15 protein-coding genes and 1 tRNA gene are annotated in these 19,325 nt (G+C 69.6%); 12 read left to right on the top strand and 4 right to left on the bottom strand.

The window, feature by feature from the left end; all coding sequences use genetic code 11:
* The 6 genes from CKW28_RS14685 (at position 1) to CKW28_RS14660 (ending at position 5,913) form a co-directional block, all read left to right on the top strand.
* Positions 1–1,161 carry an acyl-CoA dehydrogenase family protein gene (locus CKW28_RS14685; RefSeq protein WP_003927011.1) on the top strand — a complete coding sequence of 387 codons (1,161 nt, stop codon included), beginning with the start codon at positions 1–3 and terminating at the stop codon, positions 1,159–1,161.
* Positions 1,158–1,652, top strand: coding sequence for a MaoC family dehydratase (locus CKW28_RS14680; RefSeq protein WP_003927010.1), 495 nt, complete (start codon positions 1,158–1,160; stop codon positions 1,650–1,652). The genes CKW28_RS14685 and CKW28_RS14680 overlap by 4 nt, the downstream gene beginning before the upstream one ends.
* Positions 1,653–1,679: 27 nt before the next feature.
* Complete coding sequence (locus CKW28_RS14675; protein ID WP_003927009.1) at positions 1,680–2,498, top strand: HpcH/HpaI aldolase/citrate lyase family protein; 819 nt, start codon at positions 1,680–1,682, stop codon at positions 2,496–2,498.
* A 102-nt stretch (positions 2,499–2,600) separates the two neighbouring features.
* Positions 2,601–3,698, top strand: a complete 1,098-nt coding sequence (gene pdhA / locus CKW28_RS14670; RefSeq protein ID WP_040547363.1) for a pyruvate dehydrogenase (acetyl-transferring) E1 component subunit alpha — start codon at positions 2,601–2,603, stop codon at positions 3,696–3,698.
* A gap of 2 nt (positions 3,699–3,700) precedes the next feature.
* A complete protein-coding gene (locus CKW28_RS14665; RefSeq protein WP_003927007.1) occupies positions 3,701–4,726 on the top strand; it encodes an alpha-ketoacid dehydrogenase subunit beta in 1,026 nt (341 codons plus the stop codon).
* Positions 4,723–5,913 (top strand): dihydrolipoamide acetyltransferase family protein, encoded by a 1,191-nt coding sequence (locus CKW28_RS14660; protein ID WP_003927006.1) that lies wholly within the window; start codon positions 4,723–4,725, stop codon positions 5,911–5,913. The genes CKW28_RS14665 and CKW28_RS14660 overlap by 4 nt, the downstream gene beginning before the upstream one ends.
* A gap of 90 nt (positions 5,914–6,003) precedes the next feature.
* Here the strand turns inward: CKW28_RS14660 and CKW28_RS14655 are convergent, their stop codons facing one another.
* The 4 genes from CKW28_RS14655 to CKW28_RS14640 form a co-directional block, all read right to left on the bottom strand.
* Positions 6,004–6,756, bottom strand: a complete 753-nt coding sequence (locus CKW28_RS14655; RefSeq protein ID WP_040547361.1) for an enoyl-CoA hydratase — start codon at positions 6,754–6,756, stop codon at positions 6,004–6,006.
* Positions 6,757–6,779: 23 nt separating this feature from the next.
* Positions 6,780–7,919, bottom strand: a complete 1,140-nt coding sequence (locus tag CKW28_RS14650) for a hypothetical protein (RefSeq protein ID WP_131588062.1) — start codon at positions 7,917–7,919, stop codon at positions 6,780–6,782.
* A gap of 103 nt (positions 7,920–8,022) precedes the next feature.
* A complete protein-coding gene (locus CKW28_RS14645; RefSeq protein ID WP_003927003.1) occupies positions 8,023–8,883 on the bottom strand; it encodes a TspO/MBR family protein in 861 nt (286 codons plus the stop codon).
* 135 nt (positions 8,884–9,018) lie between these two features.
* Positions 9,019–9,092: transfer RNA gene (locus tag CKW28_RS14640), tRNA-Arg, on the bottom strand.
* 136 nt (positions 9,093–9,228) lie between these two features.
* Between CKW28_RS14640 and CKW28_RS14635 the strand changes: the two genes are divergently transcribed.
* The 6 genes from CKW28_RS14635 (at position 9,229) to ettA (ending at position 19,299) form a co-directional block, all read left to right on the top strand.
* On the top strand, positions 9,229–10,728 hold the full coding sequence (locus tag CKW28_RS14635) for a wax ester/triacylglycerol synthase family O-acyltransferase (RefSeq protein WP_003927002.1): 1,500 nt from the start codon (positions 9,229–9,231) through the stop codon (positions 10,726–10,728).
* Positions 10,725–12,404 (top strand): HAD-IB family hydrolase/lysophospholipid acyltransferase family protein, encoded by a 1,680-nt coding sequence (locus tag CKW28_RS14630; protein ID WP_003927001.1) that lies wholly within the window; start codon positions 10,725–10,727, stop codon positions 12,402–12,404. The genes CKW28_RS14635 and CKW28_RS14630 overlap by 4 nt, the downstream gene beginning before the upstream one ends.
* Positions 12,401–14,758 (top strand): glycerol-3-phosphate 1-O-acyltransferase, encoded by a 2,358-nt coding sequence (locus tag CKW28_RS14625; RefSeq protein WP_003927000.1) that lies wholly within the window; start codon positions 12,401–12,403, stop codon positions 14,756–14,758. The genes CKW28_RS14630 and CKW28_RS14625 overlap by 4 nt, the downstream gene beginning before the upstream one ends.
* A gap of 51 nt (positions 14,759–14,809) precedes the next feature.
* Positions 14,810–16,825, top strand: coding sequence for a bifunctional copper resistance protein CopD/cytochrome c oxidase assembly protein (locus CKW28_RS14620; RefSeq protein WP_003926999.1), 2,016 nt, complete (start codon positions 14,810–14,812; stop codon positions 16,823–16,825).
* A gap of 181 nt (positions 16,826–17,006) precedes the next feature.
* The gene (locus CKW28_RS14615; protein WP_003926998.1) at positions 17,007–17,537 is read left to right on the top strand and encodes a single-stranded DNA-binding protein; all 531 of its coding nucleotides are present in this window, start codon (positions 17,007–17,009) and stop codon (positions 17,535–17,537) included.
* A gap of 85 nt (positions 17,538–17,622) precedes the next feature.
* On the top strand, positions 17,623–19,299 hold the full coding sequence (gene ettA / locus CKW28_RS14610; protein WP_003926997.1) for an energy-dependent translational throttle protein EttA: 1,677 nt from the start codon (positions 17,623–17,625) through the stop codon (positions 19,297–19,299).
* Positions 19,300–19,325: the final 26 nt, after the last annotated feature.

The following is a 19,325-nucleotide window of genomic DNA, read 5'->3' as shown; positions in this document are numbered from 1 at the left end:
ATGCCCGATTATCTGACCACCGGCAACCTGCCCGACCACTACGCCGAGCTGGCCGGGACCGTCCGCGATTTCGCCCAGAGCGTGGTCGCCCCGGTCGCCGCCAAACACGATCAGGAACGTTCGTTCCCATACGAGGTGGTCGCCGCGATGGGCGAGATGGGCCTGTTCGGCCTGCCGTTCCCGGAGGAGTACGGCGGCATGGGCGGCGACTATTTCGCGTTGTGCCTGGCCCTGGAAGAACTCGGCAAGGTCGACCAGAGCGTGGCGATCACCCTGGAGGCCGGGGTGTCGCTGGGGGCGATGCCGATCTACCGGTTCGGTACCGAGGAACAGAAGCAGCGGTGGTTGCCGGAGTTGGCCGCCGGCAAGGCGCTCGGCGCGTTCGGGTTGACCGAACCGGGCGGTGGCAGCGATGCGGGCGCCACCCGGACCACCGCCCGCCTCGACGACGGGCACTGGGTGATCAACGGCTCCAAACAGTTCATCACCAACTCCGGTACCGACATCACCAAGTTGGTGACGGTCACCGCGGTCACCGGGGAGGTCGCGGGCAAGAAGGAGATCTCGGCGATCATCGTGCCGGTGCCCACCGACGGGTTCACCGTCGAACCCGCTTACCACAAGGTGGGTTGGAACGCCTCGGACACCCATCCGCTCAGCTTCGACGACGTCCGGGTTCCGGAGGAGAACCTGCTCGGTGAACGCGGCCGCGGCTACGCGAACTTCCTGCGGATCCTCGATGAGGGCCGCATCGCGATCGCGGCGCTGTCGGTCGGGGCGGCGCAGGGCTGCGTCGACGAGAGCGTCAAGTACGCCAAGGAGCGTGAGGCGTTCGGCCGGCCGATCGGCGCCAATCAGGCCATCGCGTTCAAGATCGCCCGGATGGAGGCCCGCGCGCACACCGCCCGCACCGCCTACTACGACGCCGCGGCGCTGATGCTGGCCGGGAAGCCGTTCAAGAAGCAGGCCGCGATCGCCAAGATGGTCGCCAGCGAGGCCGCGATGGACAACGCCCGCGACGCCACCCAGATCTTCGGCGGTTACGGCTTCATCAACGAGTTCCCGGTGGCCCGCCACTACCGGGACAGCAAGATCCTCGAGATCGGGGAGGGGACGACGGAAGTGCAGTTGATGCTGATCGGACGGGAGCTGGGGCTGTGAGTGAGAAGAAGGTCGTCGTCCAGCGCGGCCTGTGGTTCGAGGAGTTCGAAACCGGGGTGCTCTATCTGCACCGCCCCGGCCGCACCATCACCGAGGCCGACAACGTCTTCTTCACCACGCTGACCATGAACACCCAGGCGCTGCACCTGGACGCCGCGTTCTCCGACGCGTTGCCGCCGTTCAACGCCCGCCTGGTCAACTCGATGTTCACGCTGTCCACCCTGGTCGGATTGTCGGTGACCCAACTGACGCAGGGCACCATCGTCGGCAATCTCGGTTTCTCCGACATCGCTTTCCCCAAGCCGCTCTTCCACGGTGACACCCTGTACGCGGAGACCGAGGTGGTCGACAAGAGGCCGTCGAAGAGCCGCCCCGGCGAGGGCATCGTCACGTTCGCGCACACCGGTCGCAATCAGCACGGCGACGTCGTGGCGACCGCGACCCGCAAGACGATGGTCCGGATGCGGCCGGCCGACGACCCGGCCCAGTAGGACGCCCGAGAGAACCAGGAGTGACCCATGGATTTGTCCGCCGTCGGCCCGGCATGGTTGTTCTGTCCTGCCGACCGTCCGGAGCGGTTCGAAAAAGCCGCTGCGGCAGCCGATGTGGTGATCCTCGACCTCGAGGACGGGGTGGCGGCCAAGGATCGGCCGGCCGCGCGTGAGGCGTTGCTGAGCACACCGCTGGACCCGGCGCGCACGGTGGTGCGGGTCAATCCGGCCGGGACCGCCGACCATCGGCTCGACCTCGACGCGCTGACCCGCACGCCGTACCGGACCGTGATGCTGGCCAAGACCGACGCCGCCGAGCAGGTGCGCGCGCTGGCGCCACTGCAGGTGGTGGTGCTCATCGAGACCCCGCTGGGGGCGTTGAACGTCGTCGAGTCGGCGCGCGCCGACAACGCGGTGGCGGTGATGTGGGGCGCCGAAGACCTGTTCGCGGTCACCGGCGGCACCGACAACCGCAACCCGGACGGCAGTTATCGCGATGTGGCCCGGCACGTGCGGTCGCAGTCGTTGCTGGCCGCCAAGGCCCACGGGCGGCTGGCGCTGGACTCGGTGTATCTGGACATCAAGGACCTCGACGGTTTGCGGGCCGAGGTCGACGACGCCGTCGCGGTCGGGTTCGACGCCAAGGTGGCCATCCATCCGACCCAGGTCGCGGTCATCCGGGAGGGGTACACCCCGACCCCCGACCAGGTACGGTGGGCGCGACACGTGCTGGCCGCCGCCCGCGATGAGCGGGGTGTCTTCCAGTTCGAGGGCATAATGGTAGATGCCCCGGTGCTCCGGCGAGCAGAGCGCATCGTCCAGCTCGCGCCCGACCCCGGCCGCTAGCGGACCCCCGCGACCCGGGTTTGCTCTGACCCGCCGACGCGCTGAGCAGCTCTACGGGTCTTGACGGCCGAACATGCCGTCGAGGTGGCCTGAGGAGGCGGTATGGGACACCCCGGCGTCCTCGATTGTGAAGCGTCGGTGCAGCTCGTCGCGCCGGACGGAACGGCGACCGACGAGCACCGATACTCCCGTGACCTGCCGCCCGGCGTCCTGCGCCGCCTGTATGAGCTCATGGTCGTCACCCGTGATCTCGACGCCGAATTCGTCAACCTGCAACGCCAGGGCGAACTGGCGCTGTATCCGTCATGCCGTGGGCAGGAGGCCGCCCAGGTCGGCGCCGCGGCGTGCCTGCGCGACATCGACTGGCTGTTCCCGCAGTACCGCGAGCTCGGCGCGTTCCTGACCCGCGGCATCACCCCGCAGCAGCTCGCCGAGGTGTGGCGGGGCAGCTGGCACGGCGGTTCGGGATTCACCGCCAAGCGGTGCGCACCGATCGCGATCCCGATCGCCACCCACACCCTGCACGCCGTCGGCGCGGCGATGGCCGCCCAGCGGCTCGGGGAGGATTCGGTGACGGTGGCGTTCCTCGGCGACGGCGCGACCAGCGAGGGCGATGCCCACGAAGCGCTGAACCTCGCGGCGGTGTACCGGGCGCCGTGCGTGTTCTTCGTGCAGAACAACGGCTGGGCCATCTCGGTTCCGGTCAGCCGGCAGCACGCCGCGCCCACCCTGGCCCACCGCGGTGTCGGATACGGCATGCCGGGCATCCGAGTCGACGGCAACGACGTGCTGGCCTGCTACGCGGTCATGGCCGAGGCCGTCGAACGCGCCCGAACCGGCGGCGGGCCCACCCTCATCGAGGCGGTCACCTACCGCATGGGTCCGCACACCACCTCCGACGACCCGACCCGGTACCGGTCCGAGGCGGAGCTGCAGCACTGGGCGGCGCTGGATCCGCTGTCGCGCTACCGCGACTATCTGACCGCGGTCGGCGTGTGGACCGATCACCTCGAGGAGCACGTCGCCGCCGAATCGTCGCGGTTGCGCACCGAACTGCGTGACGCGGTGGTCGGCGCACCGGATATCGACATCGCCGAGGTGTTCGACACGGTCTTCTCCGACATCACCCCGGATCTCGCCCGGCAACGCGATGAGCTGCTGGCCGAACTGGGCTGTCGGCGGCGGGACGGGAGGGGATGACCGTGACTCAACTCATCGAACGACCGCTGGTGACGGCCCGGCCGCCGGTGCCGGAGCTGACATTGGCCCAGGCGGTGAACCGCGCCCTGCACGATGCGATGGCCGCCGATCAGCGGGTGTTGGTGTTCGGCCAGGACGTCGCGCGGCTGGGCGGGGTCTTCCGGGTCACCGACGGTCTGTCCGCCGCCTTCGGGGAAGAACGGTGTTTCGACACCCCGCTGGCGGAGTCGGCGATCATCGGCATCGCCATCGGACTGGCGATCCGGGGTTTCGTGCCGGTGCCCGAGATCCAGTTCGACGGGTTCTCCTATCCGGCGTTCGACCAGATCGTCAGCCACCTGGCCAAGTACCGGATGCGCACCCGCGGGGACGTCGAGATGCGGGTGACGGTGCGGATACCGTCGTTCGGCGGAATCGGTGCGGTGGAACACCATTCGGAGTCCACCGAGACGTACTGGCTGCACACCGCCGGGCTCAAGGTGGTCGCACCGGGAACCCCCGCGGACGCCTACTGGCTGCTGCGGCACGCGATCACCTGCCCTGACCCGGTCATCTACCTCGAACCCAAACGTCGGTACTGGGCGCGCGGACCGGTCGACACCACGACACCGGCCGGGCCGCTGGGCCGCGCCGCGGTGGCCCGCAGCGGCACGGACGTCACGGTGATCACGTACGGGTCGCTGGTCACCACCGCGCTGTCGGCCGCCGAGCTGGCGGCCGACACCCACGGGTGGAGCCTGGAGGTGGTCGACCTGCGGTCGCTGAACCCGCTGGACTTCGACACCATCGCGGAATCGGTGCGCCGGACCGGACGGGCCGTCGTGCTGCACGAGGGACCGAGAACCCTCGGGTTCGGTGCCGAACTGGCCGCCCGGATCACCGAGGAGCTGTTCTACGACCTGGAGGCCCCGGTACTGCGCGCCACCGGGTTCGACACCCCGTACCCGCCGGCCCGGCTGGAGAAGCTGTGGCTGCCCGGCCCGGACCGGCTGCTGGACTGCGTGGAACGGTCGTTGGGCTATCCATGAACGGCAGCATCCGCGAATTCCTCCTGCCGGACCTCGGTGAAGGCCTCGAGGACGCCACCATCACCGACTGGTCGGTGACGGTCGGCGACGAGGTCGAACTCAACCAGCCGCTGTGCACCGTGGAGACCAACAAGGCCGAGGTGGAGATTCCCAGCCCGTACGCCGGCCGCATCGTCGAACTCGGGGGCGCGGCGGGCGAGACCCTGCCGGTCGGCGCGGTGTTGGTCCGCATCGAGACGTCGTCCGCGGGTGCCGACCGGGACCCGGTGCTGGTCGGTTACGGCGCGGACGACGCGATGGACACCAGCCGGCGCACCCCGCACCGGGCGACCGGGCGGCCCCGGGCCAAACCGCCGGTGCGCAGACTGGCCGCCGACCTCGGAGTGGACCTGACCGCGGTGGCGCCGGGCTCCGGCCCGGACGGCGTCATCACCCGCCAGGACGTGCTGGCCGCCGCCGGTGCCGACGGCGCCGACGCTCCCGCAGCTCCCGCCGATGCCGCCGACGTGGTCGAGGTGGGTGCGGTGCAGGCGGCGATGGCGCGTCGGATGACGCAGTCGCGCAGGGAGATACCGGACGCCCATGGCCGCGTGGAGGTGGACTGCCGTGCGCTGCTGGAGCTCTGCGCACAGCTCGGGGAGCGCACCGTCACACCGTTCGTGCTGACCCTGCGGCTGCTGGGTATTGCGCTGCAACACCATCCGAACCTCAACGCCACCTGGCGGGACACCGACGATGGACCCCGCATCCACCGGCACCGGGCGGTGCATCTGGGGATCGCGGTGTCCGCGCCGCGCGGGTTGCTCGTGCCGGTGGTCGCCGACGCCCACCGGATGACGTTGCCGCAGCTCGGCGCGGCGGTGGAGCGGCTGGTCGACCGGGCCCGGGCCGGCACCCTGACGCCGGCCGAGCTGACCGGGTCGACGTTCACGGTGTCGAACTTCGGCGCCCTCGGACTCGACGACGGGGTGCCGGTGATCAACTACCCGGAGGCAGCGATCCTGGGCATGGGGATGATCAAACCCCGGCCGGTGGTCATCGACGACGCCGTGGTGGCCCGCCCGACCATGACGTTGACCTGTGCGTTCGACCACCGTGTCGCCGACGGCGCACAGGTCGCGGCGTTCCTCGACGAGCTGCGCGGGCTCATCGAATCCCCGTCGCGGGCATTGCTGTTCCTGCGCTGACGCTCTCCCTGCGCTGACGCTCTTCCTGAGTTGACGCCGCGCGGAACCGCACGACCCGGCGAAAGCGCGATTCAGCGCAGCGTCGGCACGTCATCGGCGGCGTGCGGTGGCGAGGCGGCGGGCGAATTCGGGTGATTCGATGGAGGCCGCCTGGGGGCCGATCTCGGTGTCGACGGCGATGCGGTGCTGGTCGGTGTCGACGACGCCGGGGTTGGCGGTGGCCCGCATGGAGGCCTTGGTGGCGAGGACGACCTCACGGGGGGCCTGCGCCGGGCCGGCGGCCAGGTCGCGGGCGGCGGCGACGGGATCGTCGGCGACGCTCAACGCCAGGCCGTGGCGCACCGCGGCGTCGGCGTCGAAGCTCATCCCGAACAGCAGCGCCGCGCGGGCGGCCTGCGGGCCGACGGCCCGCTGCAGCATCCAGGTCGCCCCGCCGCCGGGGTGGATGCCGAGTTTCTGGAAGCGGGCGTCGAACAGGGCGCGGGGGCCGGCGATGCGCACGTCGGCGGCCAGCGCGAGGTTCAGTCCGGCGCCGACGGCCGGGCCGTTGACCGCGGCGATGGTCGGCAGGGTGCAGTCGGCGACGGCCAGGAAGCCGTCGTAGATCGTGCGCAGCCCCTCGGCGGTGGCCTCGCCCAGGGCGCTCAGGTCCGCACCGGCGCAGAACGCCTTGCCGGCGCCGGTGACGATCACCGCGTGCACCTCGGGATCGGCCTGGGCCTGTTCGACCGCGCGGCGCAGCGCCGCGGACATCTCAAAGGTGACGGCATTGCGCCGGTCGGGATCGTTGACGGTGATGACCGCGACCCGATCATCCACCTGCATCAGCACCGGATCAGACACCGACCCAGCCTAGTCCGAACGGGTCAGCCCGGGTCGCCGGCGGGTCCGGTATCCGGTGTCGGCGCAGGTGCGCCGCCGGTGCCGACACCACCGCCGATGCCGGCACCGAGGTCGGCGCGGTGCCACCGTGGCGGACGGTGCACGCCGCGCGGGACGGTCTGAGCAGTCTGATCAGGCTGTGTCCCGCCACGGTCCGAGACCGGGGGTCCGGACGGGTGGGACCGGGACGGCCGGGGCCGGATCCCCCGTGGGTGGCGCCTCGGTCCGGTCGGGTCGTCGACGCGGAGCGCGGCGGCGCTCTTCGTCGCCGGGGCAGGGGCCGGAAGAGGGGCCGGAAGGGAGTCGTCATCCGGCGGTCGGTTCGACGGGGTGTCGGGCGGAGGCGGCGGGGTGAACACGGCCCGCTCGGCGGCGATCAGCCGGGGCACGGCCTCGGTCTGGACGACTTCGGCGAGGTTGCGCAACGCATCATGCGGCGTCCGCGTGCCGTGGAGCACCGCTGACAGGTTCTCCGCGATGCCGGCGGCGACGTCGACCGCGAATCGCGCCACGATCGGCACCTGGACGATCAGCGCGGACGGCACCGGCAGGTAGTACAGCGGGGCCGTGGCGACCTCGATGGCCCAGTACAGCCACGGTGTGACGGCGCCGTTTGCATCCGAGTCCGGCGGAACCACATTGGTGTGCCCGGACAATTCGGCGGCCACGAAGTCCCGCAGGGCGGCGCGGGTGTCCACGGCCAGGCGTTCCAACGCCGTGTCCACGGATGCGGCGCCGTCGATGACGTTCGCGGCGTTGCGCACGGCACTGGCGACCACTGGGTCGACGACGTGGGTGTAGAAGGCCCAGGTGTGGAACCGGACATTGCCCGGCACCGGGAGGAACTGCGTCACCCAGTGCAGTTGTGCCGCGCGGTGATTGAGCAGTGGGCGCAGCTCGTCGTAACGGTCGGCGAGGGGCAGCGCCGCGACAGTCAGGGTCATCGGCCCCGCGCCGGGGCCGTCCGCAGAGAAGATCCCGAGGCGGGACTCGGCGGGGCCCGGCGGGGCGACCACCGCCGCGGTGGCGATGCACACCACGGCCACCCAGGCGCAGAGCCGAGGGAACCGGCGCACACCGCTGCGTGGCGGATGTGCCGGGCCGACCACTGGAACCGGGGCCACGTCAACTCCTTCAGCGACATTGCTGAACGACGTCAACGTAGCAACATTTGCTGGTCAGCGTGACGATATTGAACGGCGGAAACTTGCCGACAACGGTGCCCGATCAGGTCGCGGGGGCCGGCCGGCCGCCGCGCCTGCGCAGGACGGTGACGGCGAGGGCCACCGCCAACACGGCCGCGCCGGCCAGTGCGGCGGTCAGGATCGCGGTGGTGTCGCGCAACTCGACGGCGATGCCGGTCAGCGCCCAGATCAGCACCAGCGCATAGGCGGTGTCGGCGAACCGCACGAGCATCACCAACCCCAGGGCGGCGGCCACCAGCACCATGATCACGCCCCAGGTCGGTTCGGAGAGGCCGAAGCCGTCCCAGCCCGCGGCGTCGAGGGCCACGGTCGCATTGGCGATGGTCGCCACCGAGATCCAACCGAGGTAGACCCGGAACGGGATGTGCACCGACCACTTCTCCACGGTGGAGACGGGTGGGCGGGCGGCCTGCCGGCGATAGATCACGATCAGGCTGACCAGCAGCACCAGCATCAACGCCATGCTGACCGCGAACCGGTTGTGATGCCATGCCACCAGCCAGGTGCAGTTGGCCGCGGCGGTCAGCAGGTACCACGGGGCGACGGCGCGGGCGGCGCCACTGTCGCGCCGGCGACGCATCAGGACGAAACCCAAGTAGACGCTGTAGGCGAGCAGGCCCAGATAGATGATCGACCAGATGGAGAACACATAGCCGGCCGGCGCGAAGTACACGTCGATGCGCCGGGTGACATCGCCGGTGCGCTGACCGTTGATCGGCAACGCGTTGGCCAGATAGTTGACCAGCAGGGTGGCCGCGGTGGCCAGGCTCACCGCCGGCGGCAACAGCAGCCGGCCCCGGGAATCGGTCCCGACACCGCCGCCGCTGCGGCCGTCGACACCGCCGCCGCTGCGGCCGTCGCGCATCGCCATGCCGCCCGCCATACCGTCTCCTCACACCGGACGCCGATACTCCCCGGGTGTCTTCCCGGGACGTGGACAAGATCATGCCCGTTTCCGGCGGCTTTCAACCGTCGCGAGCCGCCCCACGCGGAGGTGTCGCGGCGCTTCGCACATGAGCGCCCCCGGCAGGATTCGAACCTGCGACCTAGGGATTAGAAGGCCCTTGCTCTATCCAGCTGAGCTACGGAGGCAACGGGCCTGAAGTCTAGCGTGCCGGGCGGGTCACAGGCTTGTCGCGACGCCCCAAAATGCGCTCCGAGGCGCATCGCCGCGGGCTAGCGTGGTGGGCGAAGCCGGGGGAGGCGCGACCGAGGAGAGCGACACCAGATGAGCGATGTGCCGGAGTTGGACGCGGCCGGGCTACCCGAGGAACTCAGCGGTTTGGACCAGATCCTGCACCGCGGCGAAGCCAACCCGCGGACCCGCTCGGGCATCATGGCGGTCGAACTGCTCGACACCACCCCGGACTGGGACCGGTTCCGCACCCGATTCGACCACGCGTCCCGCCGGGTTCTTCGGCTGCGCCAGAAGGTGGTCATGCCGACGCTGCCGACCGCACCGGCCCGCTGGGTCGTCGACCCGGACTTCAACCTGGACTACCACGTGCGCCGGGTGAGGGTGCCCGAGCCCGGGACCCTGCGGCAGGTGTTCGACCTCGCCGAGGTGGATATGCAGTCGCCGCTGGACATCTCCCGGCCGCTGTGGACGGCGACGTTGGTGGAGGGGCTGCGCGACGGCCGCGCCGCCACCATGCTGCATCTCAGCCACGCGGTCACCGACGGTGTCGGCGGGGTGGAGATGTTCGCCAGCATCTACGACTTCGAACGGGACCCGCCGCCGGGCAAGGAGCCCCCGCTGCCCATCCCGCAGGACCTCACACCCAACGATCTGATGTGGGAGGGTGTCGGCAGGCTGCCCCGGTCGGTGGTGCGCGGTGTGCGTGGGTTGCTCGGCGACACCGTCCGTGCGGTCGGAAAGACGCTGCGGGATCCGCGGGCCACCGTCGAGGGCGTGCTGGACTACGCGGCGTCGAGTGCCCGGTTGGTCACCCCGGTCGCCGAGCCCTCACCGATCCTGCGCCGCCGCAGCCTGGCATCCCGGACCGGTGCGATCGACATCCGGTTCGAGGATCTGCGCAAGGCGGCGAAAGCCGGTGGGGGGTCGATCAACGACGCCTATCTGACCGGCCTGTGCGGTGCGCTGCGGCTCTATCACGACGCGCTCGGGGTGCCGGTCGACACGTTGCCGATGGCGGTCCCGGTCAACCTGCGCTCCGACGCCGATCCGGCCGGCGGCAACCGGTTCACCGGGGTGAATCTGGCAGCACCCATCGGCATCGTCGATCCGGTGGACCGCATGCAGGATGTGCGCGCACAGATGACCCGCAAACGTGAGGAACGGGCGCTGGATCTGCTCGGCATGGTGGCTCCGGTGGGCAGTCTGCTTCCGGACACCGTGCTGGAGGCGCTGGCGGGGACGGTGGTCAATTCCGACGTCCAGGCCAGCAACGTCCCGGTGATCCTGGAGGACACCTACATCGCGGGGGCGAAAGTGCTGCGCCAGTACGGGCTCGGCCCGCTGCCGGGGGTGGCGATGATGGTGGTCCTGGTGTCGCGCAGCGGCTACTTCACCGTCACCGCCCGGTACGACCGCGCCGCGATCACCGACGCCCGGTTGTTCGCCCACTGTCTGCTCGCCGGTTTCAACGAGGTGCTCGCGCTCGGCGGGGACGGTCGCGCCGAACCCGCATCCTTCGAGGTCGACCCCGCCCGGCTCGAGGCCCTGATGTCGAATGCCGTGGTGCCGAGTGAAAGCGCGATGCGATGACCGCGGAGGACCGCCGCGCCGAGCGCGACGAGGAGGAGCGCACGCTGCGGCTGCCGGGTTCGGTCGCCGAGATCGAAGCCAGCCCTCCCGGACCCGAGATCGGCGCGTTCTTCGACCTGGACGGCACCCTGGTGGCCGGGTTCACCGGGGTGATCATGACGCGGGAGCGGCTGCGGCGGCGTGAACTCAGCGTCGGCGAGTTCATCGGGCTGGTCCAGGCCGGCCTCAACCATCAGCTCGGCCGTGCGGAGTTCGAGGATCTGATCGGCAGGGGTGCCCGGATGCTGCGCGGCAGTTCACTTTCCGATATCGACGAGCTCGCCGAACGGTTGTTCGTGCAGAAGATCCAGAACCGCATCTACCCGGAGATGCGCGAACTCGTCCGCGCCCATCAGGCCCGTGGACACACCGTGGTGCTCAGTTCGTCGGCGTTGACGGTGCAGGTCGAGCCGGTGGCCCGCTACCTCGGTATCGAGAACATCCTCAGCAACAAGTTCGAGGTGGACGAGAACGGTTGCATCACCGGAGAAGTGAATCGCCCGATCATCTGGGGCCCGGGAAAGGCCCGTGCGGTACAGGCTTTCGCCGCCGAGCGCGGTATCGACCTGTCCAGGAGCTACTTCTACGCCGACGGCGACGAAGACGTCGCGCTGATGTATCTGGTCGGCAATCCGCGGCCCACCAACCCGGCCGGGAAGATGGCGTCGGTGGCGGCCAAACGCGGCTGGCCGATCCTGCGGTTCACCAGCCGGCGGGGGAGCAACCCCGTCTCGCAGGTGCGCACCGCGGTCGGGGTGGCGTCGTTGCTGCCGGTGGCGGCAGGGGCGGTGGGTGTGGGGCTGCTCAGCCGCAGTCGTCGCGCCGGGGTGAACTTTCTGACGTCGGTGTGGGGGAAGCTGTTGCTGGCGGCCACCGGTGTCGAACTCAATGTGCTCGGCGAGGAGAACCTGACCGCCGAGCGGCCCGCGGTGTTCATCTTCAACCACCGCAATCAGGTGGATCCGGTCATCGCCGGCCGGCTGGTCAAGGACAACTTCACCATGGTCGGCAAGAAGGAGCTCGCTGACGACCCACTGCTGGGCATGCTGGGCAAGGTGATGGATGTGGCGTTCATCGACCGGTCCGATCCGACCGCCGCGGTCGAGGGTCTACGCAAGGTGGAAGAGCTTGCGGCCAAGGGTGTTTCGATTCTGATCGCGCCCGAGGGCACCCGGGTGGACACCAACGAGGTGGGCCCGTTCAAGAAGGGCGCGTTCCGCATCGCGATGGCGACGGGTATCCCGATCGTGCCCATCGTGATCCGCAATGCCGAGGTGGTGGCCGCCCGCAACTCCACCACCTTCAATCCCGGCAAGGTCGATGTGGTGGTGTATCCGCCGATACCGGTGGACGACTGGACGGTGGAGGAGCTGCCCGAGCGCATCGCCGAGGTCCGTCAGCTCTACCTCGACACGCTCAAGGCGTGGCCGCGTAAGCATCTGCCGCTGCCCGAGCTGTACACCCGGCCGCGCGGCCCCGCGAAGAAGGCCCCGGTGAAGAAGAGTCAGGCCAAGAAGACCCAGGCCAAGAAGACCCCGGTGAAGAAGACTCAGGCGAAGAAGGCTCAGGCCAAGAAGGCTCAGGCCGGGAAATCCGCCGATCACCCGCCAGGTCTCGGCACGCAGGAGCGGTCATGACCCCGTACACCGACCCGTTCGCCAGTTTCACCGCGACCGACGACGCGTTGGTGCTGGCGTCGGTGTCCTCGCCGGCGGAGATGCGCCTCCTCGACGACTGGTTGGCGACCCAGCGGCGCCGCAACCCCAGCTGCCGGATCGAGGTGCTGCGGCTGCCCGCCGACGACAACCCACCGCCCGGGGTGGTGGCACAACTGGTGGAACTTCTCAACGCCGACGAGGACCGCGCGGTCGTGCCGGCCCGGGTGTTCTGGGTGCCGGGTGGACTGCCCGCCAAGTTCCCGTTGATGCAGCTGATGACCGGCCGGGACACCTACCGCCCGCCGGACCGGCTGCAGGGCCTCATCCTGAGACGGGATCCGTCCCGGGCGCGGGTGGTGGCCGGTGAACCGGCGAAGGTGTCCGAGATGCGGCAGCAGTGGAGTGACACCACCGTCGCCGAGAACGAACGCGACTTCGCCCGCTTCGTGCTGCGCCGGGCGCTGCTGGCGATCGAGCGGGTGGAATACCGGCTGCTGGGACCGGAATACAAGTCGCCGCGACTGGTCAAACCGGAGATGTTGGCCTCGGCCAGATTCCGCGCCGGGCTGGAGAAGATCCCCGGTGCCACCGTCGCGGCCGCCGGGAATCTGCTCGACGAGATGGCCACCGGGTGGAGTCGGCTGGCGGTGGATCTGGTCCCGATGCTCAGCCGGGCCATCTACAGCCGCGGCTTCGATCCGCGGATCGACTACGACCGCGACCAGGTCGAGGTGATGCGACGCGGGCTGGAGGCGCACCCCGCGGTGATGTTGTGGTCCCACCGGTCCAATCTGGACAGCGCCGTGCTCACCGTCGCGTTGCACGAGAACCGGCTGCCACCGGCGCACCTGTTCGCCGGCATCAACATGTCGTTCCCGCCGCTGGGCAGCATCCTGCGCCGCTCCGGGGTCATCTTCATCCGGCGCAACATCGGCGACGACCCGCTGTACAAGTACGTGCTCAAGGAGTACATCGGCTACATCGTCGAGAAACGCTTCAACCTGAGCTGGTCGATCGAGGGCACCCGGTCTCGGACCGGAAAGATGTTGCCGCCCAAACTCGGACTGCTCAGTTACGTCGCCGACGCCTACCTCGACGGCCGCACCGACGACCTGCTGCTGCAGCCGGTGTCGATCAGCTTCGACCAGCTGCACGAGACCGCCGAGTACGCGGCCTACGCCCGGGGCGGGGAGAAGACCCCCGAGAACGTGGGCTGGTTGTTCGACTTCATCAAAGCGCAGGGGGAGCGCAACTACGGCAAGATCTATGTCCGCTTCCCCGAGGCGGTCTCGATGCGCGAATACCTCGGCCCGCCGCACGGGCCGATCGCGCACGACGAGGCCGCCAAACGCCTGGCGCTGCAGAAGATGGCGTTCGAGGTGGCATGGCGGATCCTGCGGGCGACACCGGTCAACGCGACCGGATTGGTGTCGGCGCTGCTGCTGGCCACCCGCGGGGTGGCGCTCACCCTCGACCAGCTGCATCACACCCTGCAGGATTCCCTGGACTATCTGGAACGCAAACAGACCCCGGTGACCAACAGCGCCCTGCGGCTGTGTACCCCGGAGGGGGTTCGCGCGGCGGTCGACGCCTTGTCCAACGGTCACCCCGTCACCTGTGTCGACAGCGGCCGCGAACCGGTCTGGTACATCGCACCGGCCGACGAACATCAGGCGGCGTTCTACCGCAACTCGCTGATTCACGCGTTCCTGGAGACGTCCATCGTCGAACTGGCGTTGGCGCACGCGGCCCGGGCCGACGGGGACCGGGTGGAGGCGTTCTGGTCGCAGGTCATGCGGTTGCGGGACCTGCTGAAGTTCGACTTCTACTTCGCCGACTCGGCCACCTTCCGCGAGAACGTGGCCGAGGAGATGTCCTGGCACAACGACTGGGAGTCCTCGCTGACCACGGGCGGCGATCACGTCCGGGCGTTGCTGGCGGACAAGAAACCGTTGCTGGCCGGGGCGATGCTGCGGCCCTTCTTCGAGGCCTACGAGATCGTCGCGGACGTGCTGCGGGACGCACCCGGTCACGTCGACGAGAAGGACCTCACCACACGCGCGCTCGGGCTCGGCAAGCAGTACGTCGCCCAGGGCCGGGTCCGCAGCACCGAATCGGTGTCGGCGTTGTTGTTCGCCACCGCGCGGCAGGTGGCCGCGGATCAACAACTGTTCGGTCCGCACAGCCCGGATCTGATGGAGCGGCGTGCCGCGTTCCGCACCGAACTGCGCGACATCCTGGCCGACATGGACACCATCGAGCAGATCTCCCGGCGGCAGTTCTTCGTCCGGGAGGCGGCCCGGCGGGCGGCGTCCGACCGCGCCGAGGCGTGACGTTGGCCATCGGGTGATGGTCCGCCGCGGCGGACGCCATACGCTGGGGTCATGACGTCGGTCGGGTCCCGTGTGCGCAGCAGCGCGGCGTGGCCGGTACTGGTCGGTGTCGCCCTGCTCGCCGGGACGGTCGCCGCCGGTGTCGCAGCCATGTCGCTGGTGGACGCACTGACCGCGACCGGGCTGCCCAACCCGGGTCCGGTCACCACATACGGTCTGCCGTTCGTCCGCGCGGCCGGCGAGATCGCCGCGGTGATCGCGGTCGGTTCGTTCATGTTCGCCGCGTTCCTCGTTCCGCCACAGCCCAACGGCGTCCTCGATGTCAGCGGTTACCGCGCCCTGCAGACCGGGAGCGTGGCGGCGGGCGTGTGGGCGGTGTGCGCGGCGCTGATGGTGCCGCTGACCGTTTCCGACGTGTCCGGGCAACCGGTGTTCACCATCCTCGAACCGGTGAGCCTGTGGGCGGCCGCCGACCAGGTCAACACCGCCGGCGCGTGGCGGTGGACGGCCTTCCTCGCCGCCGCGCTGACCCTGGCCGCCCGGCCGGTGCTGCGGTGGGGCTGGACACCGTTCCTGTTCGCCGGGGCGCTCATCACGCTGCTCCCGCTGGGTCTGACCGGGCACTCGGCCGCCGGCGGAGACCACGATCTGGCCACCAACAGCCTGCTCGTGCACCTGTTCGTGGCGGCGGTGTGGGCCGGTGGGCTGCTCGCGCTGCTCGCGCACGCGACGCGGACGGCCGACCACGCCGATCTGGCGGCCCGGCGGTTCTCGGCGGTGGCGTTCTGGTGCTACATCGCGATGGCGCTCAGCGGCGTGATCAACGCCTTGGTCCGGATGAACGTGTCCGACCTGCTGTCCACCAATTACGGCCGACTGGTGCTCGCCAAGATCGTCGCGTTCGCGCTGCTCGGGGTGATCGGCTGGCAACAACGACGCCGAGGTGTCGCCGCGGTGCAGGCCGACCCGGACAGTCGGGGCCCGCTGATCCGGCTGGCGTTGACCGAAGCGGTGATCTTCGGCGCGACGTTCGGGATCGCGGTCGGCCTGGGCCGCACCCCGCCGCCCCCGCCGCCCCGCCAGCCCAGCCCCGTCGAGGTCGCCATCGGGTACGACCTGGCCGGTCCCCCCACGGTGGCACGGATCCTGTTCGACTGGCGCTTCGACCTGATCTTCGGCACTGCGGCGATCCTGCTGGCGGTGCTGTACCTGCTCGCGGTGCGGCGGCTGCGGCGCCGCGGTGACGCGTGGCCGTTCGGCCGCACGCTGGCGTGGGTGCTGGGCTGCGCGTTGCTGCTGTTCACCACCTCGTCCGGGCTGGGCCGGTACATGCCCGCGATGTTCAGCGTGCACATGATCGCGCACATGCTGCTGTCGATGCTGGTGCCGGTGCTGCTCGCGCTGGGCGGTCCGGTCACCCTGGCGCTGCGGGCGCTGCCGGTGGCCGGCCGCGGCGCTCCGCCCGGCCCGCGGGAATGGCTGCTGGCCGCGCTGCACTCGCCGCCGTCGCGATTCTTCACCCACCCGCTGGTGGCCACCGTCATGTTCGTGGTCGGGTTCTACGGCCTGTACTTCGGTGGGCTGTTCGACGTGGCCGCCAAGGAGCACGCCGCCCACGTCGCGATGAACATCCACTTCCTGCTCAGCGGCTACCTGTTCTACTGGGTGGCCATCGGGGTGGACCCGCCGCCGCGTCAGGTGCCCCATCTGGCCAAGGTCGGGATGGTGTTCGCCTCGCTGCCGCTGCACGCGTTCTTCGGGGTGGCGCTGATGGGGATGAAGAACATCCTCGCCGAACGGTTCTACCGGTCGCTGCTGCTGGACTGGCACACCGACCTGGCCGCCGACCAGCGGCTCGGCGGCGCGATCGCGTGGGCCGCGGGTGAGGTTCCGCTGGTCCTGGTGATGCTGGCACTGCTGATCCAGTGGAGCCGCAGCGATCAACGCGCCGCCCGGCGCATGGACCGGGCCGCCGACCGTGACCACGACGCGGAGCTGGCCGCCTACAACGCCATGCTCGCCGAACTGACCCGGCGCGAACAGCAGCGCACCCGCACCGAACGCTGACTCGGCCGGCGCCCTGTCCGGCACCGGACCGGTCATCCACAATCGCCGCGTCATCCACAACCATCGGTCCCGCCGACCGGCAGGCGACATCGGCCGTCGGTCCCCACGCGGTCAATGGGGCCACGGCGGCCACACCGGCACGCCGCGGGGGCCGGCGACCGCCGGCAGGAAGGGAACCGAAATGTTCGAGACACCGATCACCGTCGTCGGCAACATCGTCACCAAACCCGACCGGCGCTGGGTGGGCGATCAGGAGCTGATCAAATTCCGGATGGCGAGCAACTCCCGGCGCCGCAACGCCGCCGGGGAATGGGAACCCGGCAACACGTTGTTCGTCACGGTGAACTGCTGGGGAAGACTGGTCACCGGCGTCGGCGCCGCACTCGGGAAGGGTGACGCGGTGATCGTTGTTGGATATGTCTACACCAGCGAATATGAGGACAGAGAAGGAGTCCGTCGATCCTCGGTCGAGGTGAAGGCCACCTCGGTCGGCCCGGATCTGGCGCGGTGCGTCGCCCGCATCGAGCATCGCCGGCACCCGGAGCCCGGTCCGGCCGGCGACCGGCAGCAATCAGCCGGTCCGCACAACGCCGCGAACGGAGTCGGCCCCGATCCGGGAGAAGAGCCGCCGGGAGAAGAGCCGGAAGTCGAGCCGACCGAGGGCGCCGAACCGGACCCACCCGAGGGGGCGGGTCTGCCACTGACGGCCTAGCGCCATCCCGCCACTATCCGGCCACGCCTAGGATGGGCCGCGGGTACGACGAACTCCGCAAGCTTTCGAAAGGCAACACCACGGCATGGCCGAATTCATCTACACGATGCGGAAGGTCCGCAAGGCGCACGGCGACAAGGTCATCCTTGACGACGTCTCCCTGAATTTCCTTCCGGGCGCAAAGATCGGCGTCGTCGGCCCGAACGGGGCCGGGAAGTCGAGCGTCTTGCGGATCATGGCCGGGTTGGACCAGCCCAACAACGGTGAGGCGTTCCTGCAACCCGGGGCGACGGTCGGCATTCTGCTCCAGGAGCCGCCGCTGAACGAAGAGAAGACGGTGCGCGGCAACGTCGAGGAGGGGCTCGGCGAGATCAAGGTCAAGCTCGACCGGTTCAACGAGGTCGCCGAACTGATGGCCACCGACTACTCCGACGAGTTGATGGAGGAGATGGGCCGGCTGCAGGAGGAGCTCGACCACGCCGACGCCTGGGACCTCGACTCGCAGCTCGAGCAGGCGATGGACGCGTTGCGCTGCCCGCCGCCCGACGAGCCGGTGACCCACCTGTCCGGGGGTGAGCGGCGCCGCGTCGCGCTGTGCAAGCTGCTGCTGTCCAAGCCGGACCTGTTGCTGCTCGACGAGCCCACCAACCACCTCGACGCCGAGAGCGTGCTGTGGCTGGAGCAACACCTGGCCGAGTACAAGGGTGCGGTGCTCGCCGTCACGCACGACCGCTACTTCCTGGACAACGTCGCCGAGTGGATCCTGGAACTGGACCGCGGCCGGGCGTACCCGTACGAGGGCAACTACTCGACCTATCTGGAGAAGAAGGCCGAGCGCCTCGAGGTGCAGGGCCGTAAGGACGCCAAGCTGCACAAGCGGCTCAAGGAGGAGCTGGCCTGGGTCCGCTCCGGGACCAAGGCGCGTCAGGCCAAGGGCAAGGCCCGGCTGCAGCGCTACGAGGAGATGGCGGCGGAGGCCGAGAAGAGCCGCAAGCTCGACTTCGAGGAGATCCAGATCCCGACCCCGCCGCGGCTGGGCAACGTCGTGGTGGAGGTGAAGAACCTCGACAAGGGCTACGACGGCCGGCCGCTGATCAAGGATCTGTCGTTCACGCTCCCGCGTAACGGCATCGTCGGCGTCATCGGGCCCAACGGTGTCGGTAAGACCACCCTGTTCAAAACCATCGTGGGTCTGGAGGAGCCGGACAGCGGCACCGTCAAGATCGGTGAGACCGTCAAGCTCAGCTACGTCGACCAGACCCGCGCGGGCATCGATCCCAACAAGACGGTGTGGGAAGTGGTGTCCGACGGGCTCGACTACATCGAGGTGGGCCAGAACGAGATCCCGTCCCGCGCCTACGTCTCGGCGTTCGGGTTCAAGGGCCCGGATCAGCAGAAGCCGGCCGGGGTGCTGTCGGGTGGTGAACGCAACCGGCTCAACCTGGCGCTCACCCTCAAGGAGGGCGGCAACCTGATCCTGCTCGACGAACCGACCAACGACCTCGACGTCGAAACGCTGGGCTCGCTGGAGAACGCGCTGGAGAAGTTCCCCGGCTGTGCCGTCGTGATCAGCCACGACCGCTGGTTCCTGGACCGGGTCTGCACGCACATCCTGGCGTGGGAGGGCACCGAGGACAACCCGGCACAGTGGTTCTGGTTCGAGGGCAACTTCGCCGCCTACGAGGAGAACAAGGTCGCACGGCTCGGCCCCGAGGCGGCACGCCCGCACCGGGTCACCCACCGGCGCCTCACCCGCGACTAATGTCGGTGATCCGCACCTCTGCGCCA

The sequence above is a fragment of the Mycolicibacterium thermoresistibile genome (assembly GCF_900187065.1).
Taxonomy (GTDB): Bacteria; Actinomycetota; Actinomycetes; order Mycobacteriales; family Mycobacteriaceae; genus Mycobacterium; species Mycobacterium thermoresistibile.
Note: the sequence above shows the minus strand (reverse complement) of the source record. Positions and strands in the feature narration are given on the sequence as shown.

Coding starts and splice junctions, on each gene's coding strand:
- CKW28_RS14630 (WP_003927001.1), top strand. CDS start 10,725: ATGACCGCGGAGGACCGCCGCGCCGAGCGCGACGAGGAGGAGCGCACG.
- CKW28_RS14635 (WP_003927002.1), top strand. CDS start 9,229: ATGAGCGATGTGCCGGAGTTGGACGCGGCCGGGCTACCCGAGGAACTC.
- CKW28_RS14675 (WP_003927009.1), top strand. CDS start 1,680: ATGGATTTGTCCGCCGTCGGCCCGGCATGGTTGTTCTGTCCTGCCGAC.
- CKW28_RS14615 (WP_003926998.1), top strand. CDS start 17,007: ATGTTCGAGACACCGATCACCGTCGTCGGCAACATCGTCACCAAACCC.
- CKW28_RS14660 (WP_003927006.1), top strand. CDS start 4,723: ATGAACGGCAGCATCCGCGAATTCCTCCTGCCGGACCTCGGTGAAGGC.
- CKW28_RS14685 (WP_003927011.1), top strand. CDS start 1: ATGCCCGATTATCTGACCACCGGCAACCTGCCCGACCACTACGCCGAG.
- CKW28_RS14625 (WP_003927000.1), top strand. CDS start 12,401: ATGACCCCGTACACCGACCCGTTCGCCAGTTTCACCGCGACCGACGAC.
- pdhA (WP_040547363.1), top strand. CDS start 2,601: ATGGGACACCCCGGCGTCCTCGATTGTGAAGCGTCGGTGCAGCTCGTC.
- CKW28_RS14645 (WP_003927003.1), bottom strand. CDS start 8,883: ATGGCGGGCGGCATGGCGATGCGCGACGGCCGCAGCGGCGGCGGTGTC.
- CKW28_RS14620 (WP_003926999.1), top strand. CDS start 14,810: ATGACGTCGGTCGGGTCCCGTGTGCGCAGCAGCGCGGCGTGGCCGGTA.
- ettA (WP_003926997.1), top strand. CDS start 17,623: ATGGCCGAATTCATCTACACGATGCGGAAGGTCCGCAAGGCGCACGGC.